The following is a 14,851-nucleotide window of genomic DNA, read 5'->3' as shown; positions in this document are numbered from 1 at the left end:
ATAGATTTTTGGAGAGAACAATATGACAAAAAAGAAACAAAGTTCATCACAATTCACGCGTCGCGGTGCCCTTAAAGGAATCGGAGCGAGTGCTCTATTGGCCACGACAGGCCTTCCAAAAATGATGGGTTACGCTCAGGCACAAACCTCTGAGCCGATTAAAATTGGATTTCAAGTCCACAGAACTGGAATCGGATCGGCCTATGGTCGCTGGTATGATCGCACAACAATGGCAGCTGTAAAACGAATTAACGATATGGGGGGCATCAACGGGCGATCTGTTGAAATCGTAGCCGAGGATGATGGTACAGACCCAAAACGTGGTGCGGAAGTTGTAGAAAAATTTGCAAGTCAACATAATTGTGACATCGCTTTTGGTACCTTATTTAGTCATGTTGTATTTGGTTCTGCTCCTCGAGCGGGTGAACTCAAACTTCCTTATTTTGTTGTTTCAGAAGGTCACCACGTCGCAAGCGGAAAACTCAATAGATATACGCTTCAGCCGGGCATTACAGATGTTAAGAGTCAGGTGCAGGCAATGGCTCCATATATTGGCGCGAATTTGGGTAAGAAGGTCACAATGATCTATCCTGACTTTGCGTTTGGACATGACCACCGAGATTTCTTCAGTGAAGCGATTGAACGCGAAGGAGGAACTGTCGTTGCAAAAATTGCTGTCCCACCTGCTGAAACATCATTTACAAAGTACTTCCCGAAAATTCCTCGTGATACTGATGTTGTATACCACGTCATGGTTGGCCCCGCTGTTCTAACATTCGTTAAAGAGCTTGGGGAATTCTTTGGTCCAAACAAACCAGAAATTTTTGGCTTTATCGATAGTCTGGAGGCAACTGATCTTGCGAGCCCCGGATTAGAATTCTTGGAAGGAACATACTTCTGGGAGGGAATGCCGCGTTACGCTCAGGCAGATCAGACATCTCACGACAAAATGTATCGTGAAGCGGTTGGCGTTGATGAGAACGGTGCTTCAACAAGTGATTCAAAGGATGTCTCCACCTACGCTCATATGTTTGGTTGTTGGGAAACTCTAAATATCGTCAAAGCTGGTATGGAAGCTTCCGATTATCAGGGTCCAAAGGATCGCTCGAAATTGATCGAAGCTGTTGAGGCTATGTCTGACATGGCGCTATCGGATGATCACCCTCAAGGTGCCAAACGCTTTAATGGCAAGACCCACCAAACATTCGGTCATCAATATATTTCGAAAGTAACTGATGGCAAACTCATTCTTGCGCACACAACATCTATTGAAGACACCCTGTATGAAGACGAAGTCGATTATACAACGCAGACATTTTAATCGCTGAATAGAACTTTGAAATAACTGTGAGACTATAATGGATTTTGGTCCTCATTTGATGCTGGCCTCTCTTGAGGGGGCCGTCATCTCCGCTGTTCTTATTCTGACGGCGATGGGTTTAAGCATTGTGTTCGGCGTTATGCGCGTTGTAAATGTTGCGCATGGTGAGTTCTTCATGCTCGGTGCTGTTGTTGCATGGTGGGTTACAAGTTTAGTAACCGGCCATCCCGCACTGGGATTTATCGCTGCTCTACTCATCGCTCCCGTTGTCGTTGGTGTCATTGCAGCTTTTGCTGATAGGCTTATTTTACAGAAAATTGATTATGATCCTGATCGAACAATTGTTGGCACAATTGGTCTTCTATACATCATTCAACAGGTTACATTGATGACCTTTGGTCCGGATGCACGACCAGTGGAGGCTCCGTTTAATCATCGATTAGCCCTACCTTGGTTTGAATTTGGGGATCAGGGTTTTCAGATGATTTGGCCTTGGGGCCTCTCTATCACCAGCTACAAGCTATTCGTAATCTTTGCTGCGATTACGATCTTATTGGCACTTTGGATGCTCATGACCAAAACCAAGATTGGGCTGATCATGCGCGCGACCCAACAAGATAAAGAAATGGCAGGTGCGTTTGGGGTCCCTGTTAAAAAAGTCTATGCGTGGGTTTTCGGGCTCGGTGCAGGGTTAGCTGCTATCGGTGCAGTTCTTATTGTTCCGGTTCAACAAGCTCATTATCTGATGGGTCATGACCCGCTACTTCTGTCTTTCATTGTGGTTATAATTGGTGGATTGGGAAGCCTACCAGGAACTGTCATTGCAGCCGTTTTAATTGGCATGAGTGATGGCATCATATCAGTCTTCTTTTCACCAACCCTTGCAAAAATTATCGCAACTGTTCTGGTTGCTATGGTTTTGGTATTTCGTCCGCGAGGATTGATGGGGAAATATCAGACATGACAAATTCCCACCGCTCTAACCTTCTTCACATAGGCATCGTCGTAATTTTAGCATGCTCATTCATTATACTTCCTGAATACCATTCAGGAAATCTGGCCCGTATTTTGGTGCTCACGGTTTATGCAATGGGCTATAATCTTCTATTTGGTTATACGGGGCTGCTCAGCCTAGGCCATGCGTTGTTCTTTGCTGCCGGGATGTATGGCTTAGGCCTGACCATGCAGTTTTTTGATTTCAGCCCTATTACAGCATTTGCTGCAGGGCTTGTAGTGACTGCAATTGTCGGGTTAGCAATCGGCTTCCTTGCTTTGCGAACAACAGGGGTGGCATTCATGATCGTCACACTTATGTTTGCTCAGGCTGGATATCTGACAATTCTCTATTTTGGTGAATATACGCGTGGTGACGAAGGTTTTGTCATACAACAAGCAGATCGCATGCTCGGCAATATTGACCTTACAAGTCCGGCCGGAAGGTTCTACGCAGCGTTATTTCTGTTTTCTATCTGCTTCTTTATCATTGCTTACATTGTCCGATCCGGATTTGGGCTGGCGCTCATTGCAATCAGAGAAAATGAACAACGAGCAAAGATGCTGGGGTACGATGTTACATTGTTAAAATTGCAAGCCATCGTAATTTCCGCAGTAATGTCTGGTGCAGGTGGAGCTGCCTATGCATTACTTTTTGGATATGCGGGCGCGACATTTGCAACTGTCCAATATTCAATTTTCCCTCTCCTATGGGTCCTGCTTGGCGGTGCGGGTGTAACGATCGGCCCATTAATTGGCACAATATTCATGTTCTATCTGATCGATTATTCAAGTGCGATTACGCCCGCTTACATGCTTATCGCGGGACTAGTCTTGGTTCTGCTAACCGTATTTGCTCCGCAGGGTATCGCTGGTGAGTTGAAACGGAGGTACTTTAAATGGCTCCCGTAAACATCCTTGAAACGCGCGGCTTGAGCAAATCCTATGGTGGCGTACGTGCTAATCACAATATTGATTTTTCTTTGCCCGAGGGGAAAATCACAGCTTTGATTGGGCCAAATGGTGCTGGTAAGTCTACCTTTGTTGGCATGTTATGCGGACGCATTGAAGCAAGTGAAGGTAAAGTACTTTTTGAAGGAAATGATATTAGCCACCTTCCTGCTCACAAACGCATTGGTCTGGGAATTGCTTATACATTTCAGATCACCTCAATTTTTGCTGGCCTGAGTGTGGAGATGAACGTGGAACTTGCTGCTCGTCAGTTGAAAGCAAGAACGAAAAAAGCGGTAAAACTGAAAGTTACTGAAGTGCTTGATCGAATCGGTTTAGCTGACCGTCGTGAACAAACAGCGGGGGATTTGAGTTACGGTCACCAAAGAATGTTAGAAATTGCCATGGGGCTGGCACAAGAACCCAAACTATTTATTCTTGATGAACCAACGCAAGGTTTAGCCGAATCCGAAATTCAGAATTTTGTTATTCTTATGAAATCTCTTTCCAAGCATACAACCATCTTACTCATTGAACACAATATGGATGTTGTTATGCAAACAGCGGATCACATAGCGGTATTAAATTTTGGTGAACTACTTGCGGAAGGAACTCCCAAGGAAATCCATGAGAACGAAGCCGTGCAAAATGCATATTTAGGTACGACAGAAAATGCTTGAAGTAAGAGGTCTCAATTCGGCCTATGGCCAGGTCACTGTTCTCCATGGCGTATCGTTAACTGCGCAATCGGGAGAGATACATTGCGTTATGGGCCGTAATGGTGCTGGCAAAACCACACTATTAAAAACTATTATGGGAATTGTTCCTGCATTGTCAGGTGATGTATTACTCGACGATCAAAGCTTGAACACTCTACCGGTGCATGAAATTCCGAAACTGGGCATTGGTTATATCCCGCAGGGGCGGCGGTTATTTCCGGAACTAACAGTGAGCGAAAATATTGAAATTGGCCTTATGACACGCAAAGTCAGCCCTGATACAAGGAATTGGATTTTAGATCTGTTTCCGCCTCTTGAAGATCGACTGGGGCAGCAAGCGGGCACACTTTCGGGCGGTGAACAGCAGATGTTGGCCACGGCGCGCGCGCTGGCATTGCGGCCCAAAGTCTTACTTCTTGACGAACCCACTGAAGGGTTACAACCGTCCATGATTGAACAAATTCGCCAAGTCGTCATTAAAATGCGTGATCAGGGATTTGCAATTATATTGGTGGAACAACAAGTGGATGCAGTTGTATCAATTGCCGATAAAGTTACGATTATTGAGAATGGGAAGTCAGTCGAAACTATTTCGGGAGAAGCCTTGAAGACTTCACCCGAAAAGATAAGAAAATATCTGGGTGTCTGATCTAAGTTCCCAACTAAATTCTAACAATCTGTTTGAACCAGTACCAAAGTTATCGACATTGTTTATTTGGCAGATATTCGTTGTTTCCGTTCTGTAAGTTGATGTTTATATGTGCAAACGATCACCCAGAGATACCCCATAAACACAATTGACAAATAGCAAGGCTCATCTTATCATTCGTACACTAATGATAAGAGGTATGGCTTGCTCTACAATCTTCCATCAGATTTGAATTCTGCGCTTCAACTGCTGGTGAATTTCGACGGTAAGATTATCGCTGGCGGTACCGATGTTTATCCATCTGCCAAACAAGGACAGATGCCCCGAAATCTGATAGACCTCTCATCCATTCCTGAAATATCGGGCATAACATTTGTTGATGACTTATTTCGGATAGGCGCTACGACAACATGGAGTGAAATTGTAAAAGCTGAGCTACCATGTGCCTTTGATGCTCTTAAACAAGCAGCTCTTGAGATTGGGAGCATACAAATTCAAAACGCTGGTACAATTGGCGGTAATATTTGCAATGCATCACCTGCCGCAGACAGTGTTCCTCCCTTGTTGGCTCTTGATGCAAGAGTTGAATTACAGAGCGCTAAGCACGGTACTCGTATTTTAAAATTATCAGACTTCATCTTGCATGTGCGTAAAACAGCGCTTGGTCGCGACGAACTGGTAACAGCTGTTATAATTCCGCGGCCATCGCAAAATGCAAAATCATCTTTTGAGAAGCTCGGCAGTCGGCGTTACCTTGTGATTTCCATAACAATGGTTGCCGCTGTTATTGAGTGTACCTCGTCCGGCATCATTGAGGCCGCGAAAATAGCCGTTGGTTCATGTTCACCTGTTGCGCAACGGCTTGAAAAACTCGAAGCAGATATTATTGGTTTGAAGCCGGAGCAAGTCGAAGTTACGCCAGATCATCTTGCAACATTATCTCCAATTGATGATGTTCGTGGAAGCAAAGATTATCGGATGGAAGTCGTCGCAAAACAATGTGAGCGGGCCATAATAAGGGCGGCGAATTCATGAGCGAAACAAACTCAGCATTGACCTCATTCACGCTTAATGGAAAAGCAGAAACATTCTCTCCAATTGCCGGTGAACGCTTATCTGAAATGTTGCGAGAACGAAGCGGGTGTCGCGATATTAAAATAGGATGCAATGCCGGGGATTGCGGCGCATGCTCGGTTTTACTTGATGGAGATGTTGTTTGCGCATGTTTAACCCCTGCTCAGCAGGTTGAAGGTAGAACTGTTGAAACCTTAAACGGGCTTCATTCCTACGATGTTATTGCACAAGACCTTGCAGAGAGTTTTCTAAACCATGGTGCCGCCCAATGCGGAATATGTACACCGGGCATGATTGTTTCAGCCGTTGCATTGCTACGTGAAAACAAAGCTCCGAATGAGGAAAACGTGAAGGATGCACTGGGTGGTGTTCTATGCCGTTGTACCGGATATCGGAAAATCATCGATGCCGTGCTTGATACCACCCATCCAGCTCCTGCTGAAGATAGTGGATATATTGGCCAATCCATTCGCAGACTTGATGGTCAACGTAAAGTATCAGGTTTAGACATGTTCGGCGATGATGTTGCGCCAAGTGGTACTGACGAAATTTTTGTTATCCGGTCACCGTACCCAACAGCTACCTTTACGCTTGGAGATCTCGAACAATACATAAATAACAACAGTTCGATTTCAACCATATTAACCGCCAAAGACATACCGGGCGAGAACACGTTTGGTGTTATTCCCGACTTTCAAGACCAACCAGTATTTGCCGAAGCGCAAACTCGCTTTAGAGGCGAAGCGGTTGCAGCAATTGTTGCAAAACCTGAATTCATCCGTGATTTCGATCCAGAAACCTTTCCAATTATCTGGAACGAGAAAAATGCCGTACAAAGCGTAGAGGCAGCACAAGCAAGCGAAGCACCACTGCTCCACAAAGAGCGAAGCAATAACCAGCTTTGTGGCGGGTTCGTACAATGCGGAGACGCAGAACGTTCGCTCAAAGATGCCGACTTTACAGTTGAAGGGCGTTTTCAATCAGGTTTTGTCGAACATGGCTATATTGAACCCGAAGCTGGCTTTGCGGAAGTAATAAATGGAAGGATCGAAGTTCATGCTTGCACTCAGGCACCCGTCATGGATCTTGAAGCGTTAGAAATTATTCTTGGGATGGATCAAAGCCAAATTAGAATTGTGCCAACAAGTGTGGGTGGAGGGTTTGGCTCGAAACTGGATATATCCCTTCAGCCAATCCTCGCGCTTGCTACACTGAAGACTGGCAAGCCAGTGCGTCTAACCTACTCGCGAACAGAATCCATGCAAAGTACCACCAAACGGCATCCCTCGGATATTACGTTGAAAATTGGTGCAAATGCCGATGGCAAGATTCAAGGCTTTGATTTTCTTGGCCTGTTCGATACTGGCGCCTATGCGAGTTGGGGGCCGACTGTCGCAAACCGCGTACCTGTCCACGCATCGGGTCCGTATAAAATTTCTGATTATAGGGCAGTGTCAAAAGGTATCCATACAAACAATCCACCGTCTGGTGCCTTTCGGGGATTTGGCGTGCCTCAATCGGCAATAGCGCAAGAATCTTTGTTCGATGTTTTGGCAAAAAAAATTGGAATGGACGCACTTGAATTCAGAATTTTAAATGCTCTTGAAAACAACCAACCAACTGTATGTGGACAAGTCTTTTCTCAAGGGGTGGGAATAAAAAAATGTTTAGAAGCTTTAAGGCCCGCTTGGAATGAACAACATACCCTTGCAAAACGATTCAACACTAAAAATGATGTTCTGAAAAGAGGTGTTGGATTAGCATCTGGCTGGTACGGCTGCGGAAATACATCGCTTCCCAATCCGTCGACAATCAAGTGCGGCATTCGCAAAGACGGGACAGTTGTTCTTCATCAGGGCGCCATGGATATTGGACAGGGCGCAAATACTGTTATCACTCAGGTTTTTGCGACGGCTCTTGGCATATCAACTTCGAAAATTGAGCTTGTTGGCGCTGATACTGACATCACTCCAGATGCCGGCAAAACCTCGGCATCTCGACAAACATTTGTTTCAGGCAATGCTGCACGCCTTTCTGGTGAAGCACTGCGTGCCTCAATTCTGCAGCATCTAAATGGTGGCGTGAACAGCAAACTCAAATTCGGCAAAGGTATGATTGAGGCCAAAGATCAAGAGACAGTTCATATTCTTGATCTATCAAGATTGGACGCCGATTATGAAGGATATGTGCTGCGAGCAGAGGAAACATACGATCCGCCTACCCTTCCACTTGATGAAAACGGGCAAGGTTCCCCCTATGCTCAATTTGGATATGCTGCTCAGATGGTGATTGTGGAAGTTGATACAGAATTGGGCACAGTCAAACCACTTAAATTCATTGCCGCCCATGACGTGGGTCGTGCAATAAACCCTGTACTCGTAGAAGGGCAAATTCATGGTGGTATTGCGCAAGGTATGGGGATGGCACTGATGGAAGAATATATTCCCGGTAGAACAGAAAACTTGCACGACTATCTCATCCCAACAGTTGGGGACATTCCACCCATTGACACGATTATAATTGAAGAACCCGATGCGCATGGTCCATATGGTGCAAAAGGACTGGGTGAACATGTTTTGGTTCCAACCGCTCCTGCAATCTTAAATGCGATCTATAACGCTACTGGTGCACGCATTACTAAAGTTCCAGCAACACCCTCTCGCGTGCGCCAAGCAATAAAAGTGATCCATGATGGCTAAACAGGTTATCAACGAAAAAATTCGCTGCGATGCATGTCCGGTGTTATGTTATATTGCAGAAGGAAGATCCGGAGCTTGCGACCGCTATGCTAACCATGATGGCGAATTGATAAGGCTTGATGCGCTCACCATTCTCGAAACCACTTCCCATAAATTGGTGCCATTTTTAAAGGATGACGAGCAAGATCAATGGGATGGTAATATTGTCAAAGGTGACAGACCGTTTGTCACAGCTGTTGGGGCTGGAACAACATACCCAGATTATAAACCCGCACCGTTTATTGTCAGCCAAGAGGTTGAGGGTGTCGACATGGTCACTGTCGTTACCGAAGGTATATTCTCTTACTGTGGTGTGAAAATTAAAATTGATACGGATCGGCATATCGGACACGAACGAGATATTGTTCGTGTTGATGGTGAACCAATTGGCCATGTGATGACATCCGAATATGGCTCAAAAATGCTATCTCTTGGCGGCGTTGAACACTTAACAGGTGGTACAAAAAAAGAAGGCCGGGTCACCTGTAATGCCCTTCTTAAACTTTGCAATCGGGAAGCGATTGAACTTGTAATCGGCGACGATGAACACATCACGCGCGTCGTGGTGGAAGCGGGTAAAGCCCCAATTATCAATGGCAGTGAAGAAAAACTTATGCGCGTTGGTTGCGGCTCAGCAACAATTGGCATGTTTGCAAAACAATGGATCGATTATGCTGATGAGGTTGTTGTTGTAGATGACCATATAACCGGCGTTTTATCTGAGCATCAGGCAGGAAAACTGCTGGATATACAGCCAACAGGCATAAAGCTGTTGGGTCGACGCTCAACACCTGGGCGTTATTTTCAAGTTGCCGAACCCGGCACAGGATGGGGCGGAACTAACATTGAAGATCCATTGGTCATTTTGGGACCATTTAATCCAAAGATCGCCTGGAAAGGCCTTCGGTTGCTGATGATCTCGACAACAGGTGAACAGTTTGCATATTATGAGCTTGATGCGGACCTTGTGCCTCAACCAACTAAGATTTCACCTCCTCTTCTCAACTCGGCAGAATTAATTGCTGAGAATTGCGAACCATCCATTTGTTCCGTTCTTTTTATGGGAGGCGCAGGTGGCAGCTTGAGAGCCGGCGTTACAGAAAATCCTGTTAGACTTACAAAGTCGGTCAAAAACTCCCTAACTCATGTTTCTTGCGGTGGTGCGGAGGCCTATGTCTGGCCCGGTGGCGGGATTACTGTGATGGTTGATGTTTTAGATATGCCAACCAATTCATTTGGTTATGTGCCAACACCTGCGCTTGTGGCACCTATGGAGTTTACGATGCGTATCAGTGATTACAGCACACTCGGCGGGCACATGAATGAAGTTCAGGCTGTTGGTTCTATTGATGAGAGCAAAACTCGAAAAGTGAAAACCAATATCAACAAACATAATCCAATGTCCGCGTCCAACTATAAATGGTCTGATGGAACTAAAACATGACTGCTGCGCAAGCCACGCTATTACCGTGCGGGAGAAGACTTCACCTTCAACACGGTCCGATTGACCTCATCGTTGAGGCTGATCAAAATCGAGACATTGCATATTCTGCTGCAAAGGATCGGTTTGAAACTATACTGGAAGAACTTGTCTCAGAATTACCTGATCTGCGAAAAGAAATCACCTCGGGCACTGCCCGACCCCATGGTGAGATTGCATCCCGGATGTACAAAGCTGCACATCCCCATTGCCACGATGTTTTCATCACGCCTATGATTGCAGTTGCGGGAGCCGTTGCAGATACCGTTCTTGATGCAATGAAATTAGCTACCCCGTTAAAGCGAGCATATGTGAATAACGGTGGCGATATTGCGCTCTACCTTGAGGATGGTCAATATTACGAAGCTTACATTCATTCATATGACGGAAGAGGCATAGGTAGAATTACCATTGGATCAGAAGATAATATTTCAGGCATAGCCACCAGTGGACGACATGGACGCAGTTTTAGTCTTGGCATTGCTGATAGTGCAACTATACTCGCTGAAAGTGCGGCAATGGCTGACGCTTCAGCTACGCTTGTTGCCAATGCCGTTGACCTACCAGGCCATCCTTTGATTTCCAGAACGCCTGCTCACATGTTAGACCCCGATAGTGATCTTGGTGATAAGCTCATTGTCACTGATTGCGGTCTGCTATCGAGCAAGGATCAACACAAAGCAATTTCGCAAGGTGAAATAAAGGCTTATCAGTTTTTTAATATGGGCCTGATCAAAGCTGCTGCGATTTTTCTCCAAAACGAAAATCGGTTGATTGGACATCAAAATCTTGCATTACCTGAGAGGACATTCGAATATGCATGACGTTGTTTTAAGAAAAGTCATATCCTCCATCGAGGAAATCTACCATGAAGGCGGACCCATTGCTGATACTCCCATTAAAAGAGCTTCAGTTCTAGCCATAATAGAAAACCCCTTTGCTGGTCGGTATGAAGAACATATTCAAGGGTTTATGGAGGATTTAAAACCACTTGGTTTGGATATGGCAAAAAAACTGGTTCAACTACTAGGCGGCGCTAATAATATTGAAGGTTATGGCAAGGGTTCGCTTATTGGTGAAGCTGGCGAGCTAGAGCATGGCGCTTTGTGGCATGCGCCAGGTGGCTATGCAATGCGGGCGCTTTTAGAAAAATCAAACGCGATTGTCCCGTCGAGCAAGAAAGTCGTTGGTGTAGGCGGTCGGCTTGATGTTCCGATCACACACGTCAACGCATCTTATGTACGAAGCCACTTTGACTCTATGGAAGTTGGCGTAAATGATGCGCCTCGAGCAAATGAATTGGCCTTTGCATTGGTCATGTCAACAGGCCCTAGAATTCATACCCGTTCAGGTGGATTGGAAGTTTCGCAAATTAAAGGTGAGGATGGATTACGATGAAAGCTAAAATCAGAAAAATCGTTGTAAATATTGAAGAAACCCACCGTGAAATTGGTCGTGATATAAGTCCTGCGACACGAAAAGCTGTTGCTGTCGCTGTCATAGAAAACCCCTTTGCCGGCGTATATCAGGAAGATTTAACAGCTCTTATGGAAATAGGCGCCGAGTTGGGTGGACTATTGGGTGAGAAATGTGTCGCAGCGCTAGGCATAAAGCCTGCAGACGCTGAGAGCTATGGTAAATCAGCTATGGTAGGAGAAAATGGCGAACTAGAGCATGCAGCTGCCCTGCTCCATCCAAAGCTTGGCGCTCCACTACGTTCAGCGGTTGAAAAAGGCGCGGCACTTGTTCCTTCATCAAAAAAAATGGGAAGCCCCGGGCAGGTTCTGGATGTACCGCTGGGCCACAAAGATGCTGCATATGTGCGTAGTCATTTCGACGGAATTGAAGTGTGCCTTAATGATGCACCTCGAGCAAACGAGATTATGGTGGCAGTTGCCGTGACTGACAGTGGTCGTCCGTTGCCGCGTGTAGGTGGACTTGGACATTCTGACGCAAAAGGTGAAGACGGGTTGCGCTAATGATCTGTCATTAACAAAAGATAGAAAATTACCTGTTGTATCAACAGCTCCAATCGGGGTAGTTAAAGATATGACAGACCTAGCTGAACAAACATATATATTAGATTTACAAATCGGATATTTATTGCGACTTGCCTATCAGCGGCATGCAACAATATTTCAAAAACATACGATTGAAAATCTCACGCCAACTCAATTTTCAGCACTTATGCGAATATCTGAACATGGATTGGTTTCGCAAAACCATCTTGGGCGATTATCAGGAATGGATGTCGCGACGGTGAAAGGTGTGGTTGACCGCCTTAAGGCTAAAGCATTGGTGGAATTAAGTTCTGATCCTAATGACAAGCGACGAACCATGATTTCTCTTTCAGAATCTGGCATAAAAATTATTGTCGATTTGAAAAATATTGGTCACAATATTACCAAAGAATCTCTTTCACCTCTATCTCAAAGTGAGCAAGCTGCGCTCATAAAATTGCTCAAAAAAATCACTTAAATAATAGTATCAGATCGAATTACTTCGGCTTTTTTGGTGCGGCCAATTCATGATTTTGGGTTGATCTGGAAAACGTAATTGGAGTCCTTAAACTGGGAATATCTTCTGGATTAATTTGCATTTTCCTGTGTTGAATTTGAGGGTTTTGCAATGCTTCTGCGACAGAATTTATTGGTCCCGCAGGAACAATAGCTTCCTCGAGTGCAGTCAATAATTCCGACTTTGTCCATTCGGCACATTTTGCTTGAAGCAGCTGTATTAACTCTTCCCGATTTTCTACTCTATCTGCATTGGTTTTAAATTTAGCATTCGCGGATTGCCCGGAAAGCCCCAGTACTTTGCATAGCGATTGAAACTGACGGTCATTGCCGGACGCAATTATGATGTGCCCGTCTGACACTGAAAATGTTTGATAGGGAACTATGTTTGGATGCGCATTTCCCATCCGAGTCGGTGCCTCACCTGAAGCCAGATAGTTCATGGCTTGATTGGCCAAAACTCCAGTCATGCAATCCAGAAGTGAAATATCAACTTGCTGACCAAGCCCACTAACCACCCTTTCTGCTAGCGCAGCTTGAATTCCAATAACCCCATAAAGGCCAGAAAAAACATCTGCAAATGCCACACCAATTTTCTGAGGTGGACCATCCGGTTCACCAGTTAAGTCCATAATGCCTGACATGCCTTGAATGAGAAAATCATAACCCGCACGATGAGCATAAGGACCGTCTTGTCCAAAACCAGTCACAGAGCAGTAAATCAATTTGGGATTTATTTTATGTAATGCTTCAAAATCGAGATCAAATTTTTTAAGCCCACCGACTTTGAAATTCTCGATTAATACATCCGCATCTGCAATCATGTCATGCAACTTAGTAAGCTGGTCAGCGTCGCTAAAATCTACTGCGATGCTGGTTTTACCTCGATTTGTACAATGGAAGTACGCAGCGGACGTGTCATCCCCACGCTTAATGAATGGTGGGCCCCATTTTCTGGTATCATCACCTTGCGGACTTTCAATTTTAATAACTTCAGCACCCAAGTCTGCCAAAGTCTGACCTATCCACGGACCAGCTAGAATTCTAGCTAATTCAATGACCTTCAAACCCGATAGAGGCGCACTCACAAAATTACTTCCGGCAATCTCTCCGCAGGAGGTGTATTACGACTACGATGACTGGTTACAACACCATCTATTATGGTCATACCAACTCCCGGCAAATTTCCAAGTTGCACAGATTCTAGCATGCTTTTCCCCGGCGCGTGTTGTGCTTGATCCATAAGAACGAAATCAGCGCTTTTGCCAACTTCTATCAAACCAACATCGAGATCACGTTGGCGAGATGTATTGCCATTAGCAAAGCAAAAAGCGATTTCCGCTGGAACATTTCCAAGCGAGGACAACATGGCAACCATTCGCAAAATACCAAGTGGTTGTACACCCGAACCCGCGGGACCATCTGTTCCAAGTATAACCTGATCGAGCTTATCTAATTCACGCGCAGTATTAAGTGTCAGCAATGCCGCTCGCTCATTCCCGTTATGCACAATTTCCAAAGCTGCCTTACAACTTTCGCAAAGACAAATGATCTGATCATCAGGCAATGCCGAATGACCACCATTGATATGACCGACCACGTCTGTGCCCGTTTCCAACACCATGTCGGCATCAATTAATCCAGAACCAGGAATAGAGGGGCCTCCGGTGTGAATGGTGCTTTGAATGCCGTATTTACGTGCCCATTGCACCATCTGCTGTGCTGTTTTTCCATCCTTTACTGTGCCAAGACCAACTTCGCCCAGCAACTTAACACCTGCATCTGCCAATTCTTTAAAATCATGTTCTTCCATACCGTGTTCGATAACAGGTGCACCTGCATGGACCTTTACGCCAGAGGGACGGAAATTTTCATACCAACGTTGTGCTGCGATCGCCATAGCTTTAAGGCCTACAACATCCTTTGGGCGGCCGGGCATGTGCACCTCACCTGCAGAAATCAATGTCGTTACGCCACCATGCAATGTTGAATCAATCCAATGCAATTGTTGCTGGCGAGGTGTGTAGTCCCCGATAACAGGATGGATGTGGCTATCAATCAAACCCGGTGCCAACGTAACGCCTTTGGCATCAACTGTCTGATTGGCGTCTTCGGTATCGATATCTTTTTCATTGCCCCAAGCGCTAATTTTTCCATCTATAGCGACAAGACAATCTCCGGCAAAAATTGGCTCCTCAATCTTACCAGATAGTATTTGCCCAATGTTCTTAATCACTAACTTGGTAGACATTTCGTTTCATCCCTCCACACGTCAATTGATTTCATTCGTACACAAATAATCACGCATGTTTACTTAATAGTCAATTCAATATTCTGACTTAGGAAGCAGGAGTTGACAATCGCAGAAGCGAATTGTATTCGTTCGTATACAAATGATATTTATAGACAA

14 protein-coding genes are annotated in these 14,851 nt (G+C 45.2%); 12 read left to right on the top strand and 2 right to left on the bottom strand.

Going from position 1 to position 14,851, the window contains the following annotated elements:
* The first annotated feature begins 22 nt into the window (after positions 1-22).
* The 12 genes from AB2J24_RS13030 (at position 23) to AB2J24_RS12975 (ending at position 12,403) form a co-directional block, all read left to right on the top strand.
* Positions 23-1,321 (top strand): ABC transporter substrate-binding protein, encoded by a 1,299-nt coding sequence (locus tag AB2J24_RS13030; protein WP_367385772.1) that lies wholly within the window; start codon positions 23-25, stop codon positions 1,319-1,321.
* 37 nt (positions 1,322-1,358) lie between these two features.
* Positions 1,359-2,285, top strand: coding sequence for a branched-chain amino acid ABC transporter permease (locus AB2J24_RS13025; RefSeq protein ID WP_367385771.1), 927 nt, complete (start codon positions 1,359-1,361; stop codon positions 2,283-2,285).
* Complete coding sequence (locus tag AB2J24_RS13020) at positions 2,282-3,226, top strand: branched-chain amino acid ABC transporter permease (RefSeq protein WP_162652078.1); 945 nt, start codon at positions 2,282-2,284, stop codon at positions 3,224-3,226. The genes AB2J24_RS13025 and AB2J24_RS13020 overlap by 4 nt, the downstream gene beginning before the upstream one ends.
* Positions 3,214-3,945: an ABC transporter ATP-binding protein gene (locus AB2J24_RS13015; protein ID WP_367385770.1), complete on the top strand. Its 732-nt coding sequence runs from the start codon at positions 3,214-3,216 to the stop codon at positions 3,943-3,945. The genes AB2J24_RS13020 and AB2J24_RS13015 overlap by 13 nt, the downstream gene beginning before the upstream one ends.
* On the top strand, positions 3,938-4,633 hold the full coding sequence (locus AB2J24_RS13010) for an ABC transporter ATP-binding protein (protein WP_367385769.1): 696 nt from the start codon (positions 3,938-3,940) through the stop codon (positions 4,631-4,633). The genes AB2J24_RS13015 and AB2J24_RS13010 overlap by 8 nt, the downstream gene beginning before the upstream one ends.
* Positions 4,634-4,837: 204 nt before the next feature.
* Entirely contained in the window at positions 4,838-5,668 is an 831-nt protein-coding gene (locus tag AB2J24_RS13005; protein WP_367385768.1) for an FAD binding domain-containing protein, read from the top strand.
* The gene (locus AB2J24_RS13000) at positions 5,665-8,406 is read left to right on the top strand and encodes a molybdopterin-dependent oxidoreductase (protein ID WP_367385767.1); all 2,742 of its coding nucleotides are present in this window, start codon (positions 5,665-5,667) and stop codon (positions 8,404-8,406) included. The genes AB2J24_RS13005 and AB2J24_RS13000 overlap by 4 nt, the downstream gene beginning before the upstream one ends.
* Complete coding sequence (locus AB2J24_RS12995) at positions 8,399-9,889, top strand: 6-hydroxynicotinate reductase (RefSeq protein WP_367385766.1); 1,491 nt, start codon at positions 8,399-8,401, stop codon at positions 9,887-9,889. Before AB2J24_RS13000 ends, AB2J24_RS12995 begins: the two co-directional genes overlap by 8 nt.
* Entirely contained in the window at positions 9,886-10,749 is an 864-nt protein-coding gene (locus AB2J24_RS12990; protein WP_367385765.1) for a UPF0280 family protein, read from the top strand. Before AB2J24_RS12995 ends, AB2J24_RS12990 begins: the two co-directional genes overlap by 4 nt.
* Positions 10,742-11,323 carry an amino acid synthesis family protein gene (locus AB2J24_RS12985; RefSeq protein WP_367385764.1) on the top strand — a complete coding sequence of 194 codons (582 nt, stop codon included), beginning with the start codon at positions 10,742-10,744 and terminating at the stop codon, positions 11,321-11,323. Before AB2J24_RS12990 ends, AB2J24_RS12985 begins: the two co-directional genes overlap by 8 nt.
* Positions 11,320-11,904, top strand: coding sequence for an amino acid synthesis family protein (locus tag AB2J24_RS12980; RefSeq protein WP_367385763.1), 585 nt, complete (start codon positions 11,320-11,322; stop codon positions 11,902-11,904). The genes AB2J24_RS12985 and AB2J24_RS12980 overlap by 4 nt, the downstream gene beginning before the upstream one ends.
* Positions 11,905-11,974: 70 nt before the next feature.
* On the top strand, positions 11,975-12,403 hold the full coding sequence (locus tag AB2J24_RS12975; RefSeq protein WP_367385762.1) for a MarR family winged helix-turn-helix transcriptional regulator: 429 nt from the start codon (positions 11,975-11,977) through the stop codon (positions 12,401-12,403).
* Between the two features lie 19 nt (positions 12,404-12,422).
* Here the strand turns inward: AB2J24_RS12975 and AB2J24_RS12970 are convergent, their stop codons facing one another.
* Together AB2J24_RS12970 and AB2J24_RS12965 are read right to left on the bottom strand one after the other, a co-directional pair.
* The gene (locus AB2J24_RS12970; RefSeq protein ID WP_367385761.1) at positions 12,423-13,529 is read right to left on the bottom strand and encodes a CaiB/BaiF CoA transferase family protein; all 1,107 of its coding nucleotides are present in this window, start codon (positions 13,527-13,529) and stop codon (positions 12,423-12,425) included.
* On the bottom strand, positions 13,526-14,692 hold the full coding sequence (locus AB2J24_RS12965) for an amidohydrolase family protein (protein WP_162652088.1): 1,167 nt from the start codon (positions 14,690-14,692) through the stop codon (positions 13,526-13,528). Before AB2J24_RS12965 ends, AB2J24_RS12970 begins: the two co-directional genes overlap by 4 nt.
* Positions 14,693-14,851 lie beyond the last annotated feature (159 nt).

This window comes from Lentilitoribacter sp. EG35, assembly GCF_040784015.1.
Lineage (GTDB): Bacteria > Pseudomonadota > Alphaproteobacteria > Rhizobiales > Rhizobiaceae > Lentilitoribacter.
The sequence above is the reverse complement of the archived record's forward strand: the minus strand, read 5'-3'. Positions and strand labels throughout refer to the sequence as shown.

Excerpts from the sequence above, each read along its gene's own strand:
- AB2J24_RS12995 (WP_367385766.1), top strand. The coding sequence starts at position 8,399 with ATGGCTAAACAGGTTATCAACGAAAAAATTCGCTGCGATGCATGTCCG.
- AB2J24_RS13015 (WP_367385770.1), top strand. The coding sequence starts at position 3,214 with ATGGCTCCCGTAAACATCCTTGAAACGCGCGGCTTGAGCAAATCCTAT.
- AB2J24_RS12980 (WP_367385763.1), top strand. The coding sequence starts at position 11,320 with ATGAAAGCTAAAATCAGAAAAATCGTTGTAAATATTGAAGAAACCCAC.
- AB2J24_RS13010 (WP_367385769.1), top strand. The coding sequence starts at position 3,938 with ATGCTTGAAGTAAGAGGTCTCAATTCGGCCTATGGCCAGGTCACTGTT.
- AB2J24_RS13000 (WP_367385767.1), top strand. The coding sequence starts at position 5,665 with ATGAGCGAAACAAACTCAGCATTGACCTCATTCACGCTTAATGGAAAA.
- AB2J24_RS12965 (WP_162652088.1), bottom strand. The coding sequence starts at position 14,692 with ATGTCTACCAAGTTAGTGATTAAGAACATTGGGCAAATACTATCTGGT.
- AB2J24_RS12975 (WP_367385762.1), top strand. The coding sequence starts at position 11,975 with ATGACAGACCTAGCTGAACAAACATATATATTAGATTTACAAATCGGA.
- AB2J24_RS13030 (WP_367385772.1), top strand. The coding sequence starts at position 23 with ATGACAAAAAAGAAACAAAGTTCATCACAATTCACGCGTCGCGGTGCC.
- AB2J24_RS12990 (WP_367385765.1), top strand. The coding sequence starts at position 9,886 with ATGACTGCTGCGCAAGCCACGCTATTACCGTGCGGGAGAAGACTTCAC.
- AB2J24_RS13025 (WP_367385771.1), top strand. The coding sequence starts at position 1,359 with ATGGATTTTGGTCCTCATTTGATGCTGGCCTCTCTTGAGGGGGCCGTC.
- AB2J24_RS13020 (WP_162652078.1), top strand. The coding sequence starts at position 2,282 with ATGACAAATTCCCACCGCTCTAACCTTCTTCACATAGGCATCGTCGTA.
- AB2J24_RS12985 (WP_367385764.1), top strand. The coding sequence starts at position 10,742 with ATGCATGACGTTGTTTTAAGAAAAGTCATATCCTCCATCGAGGAAATC.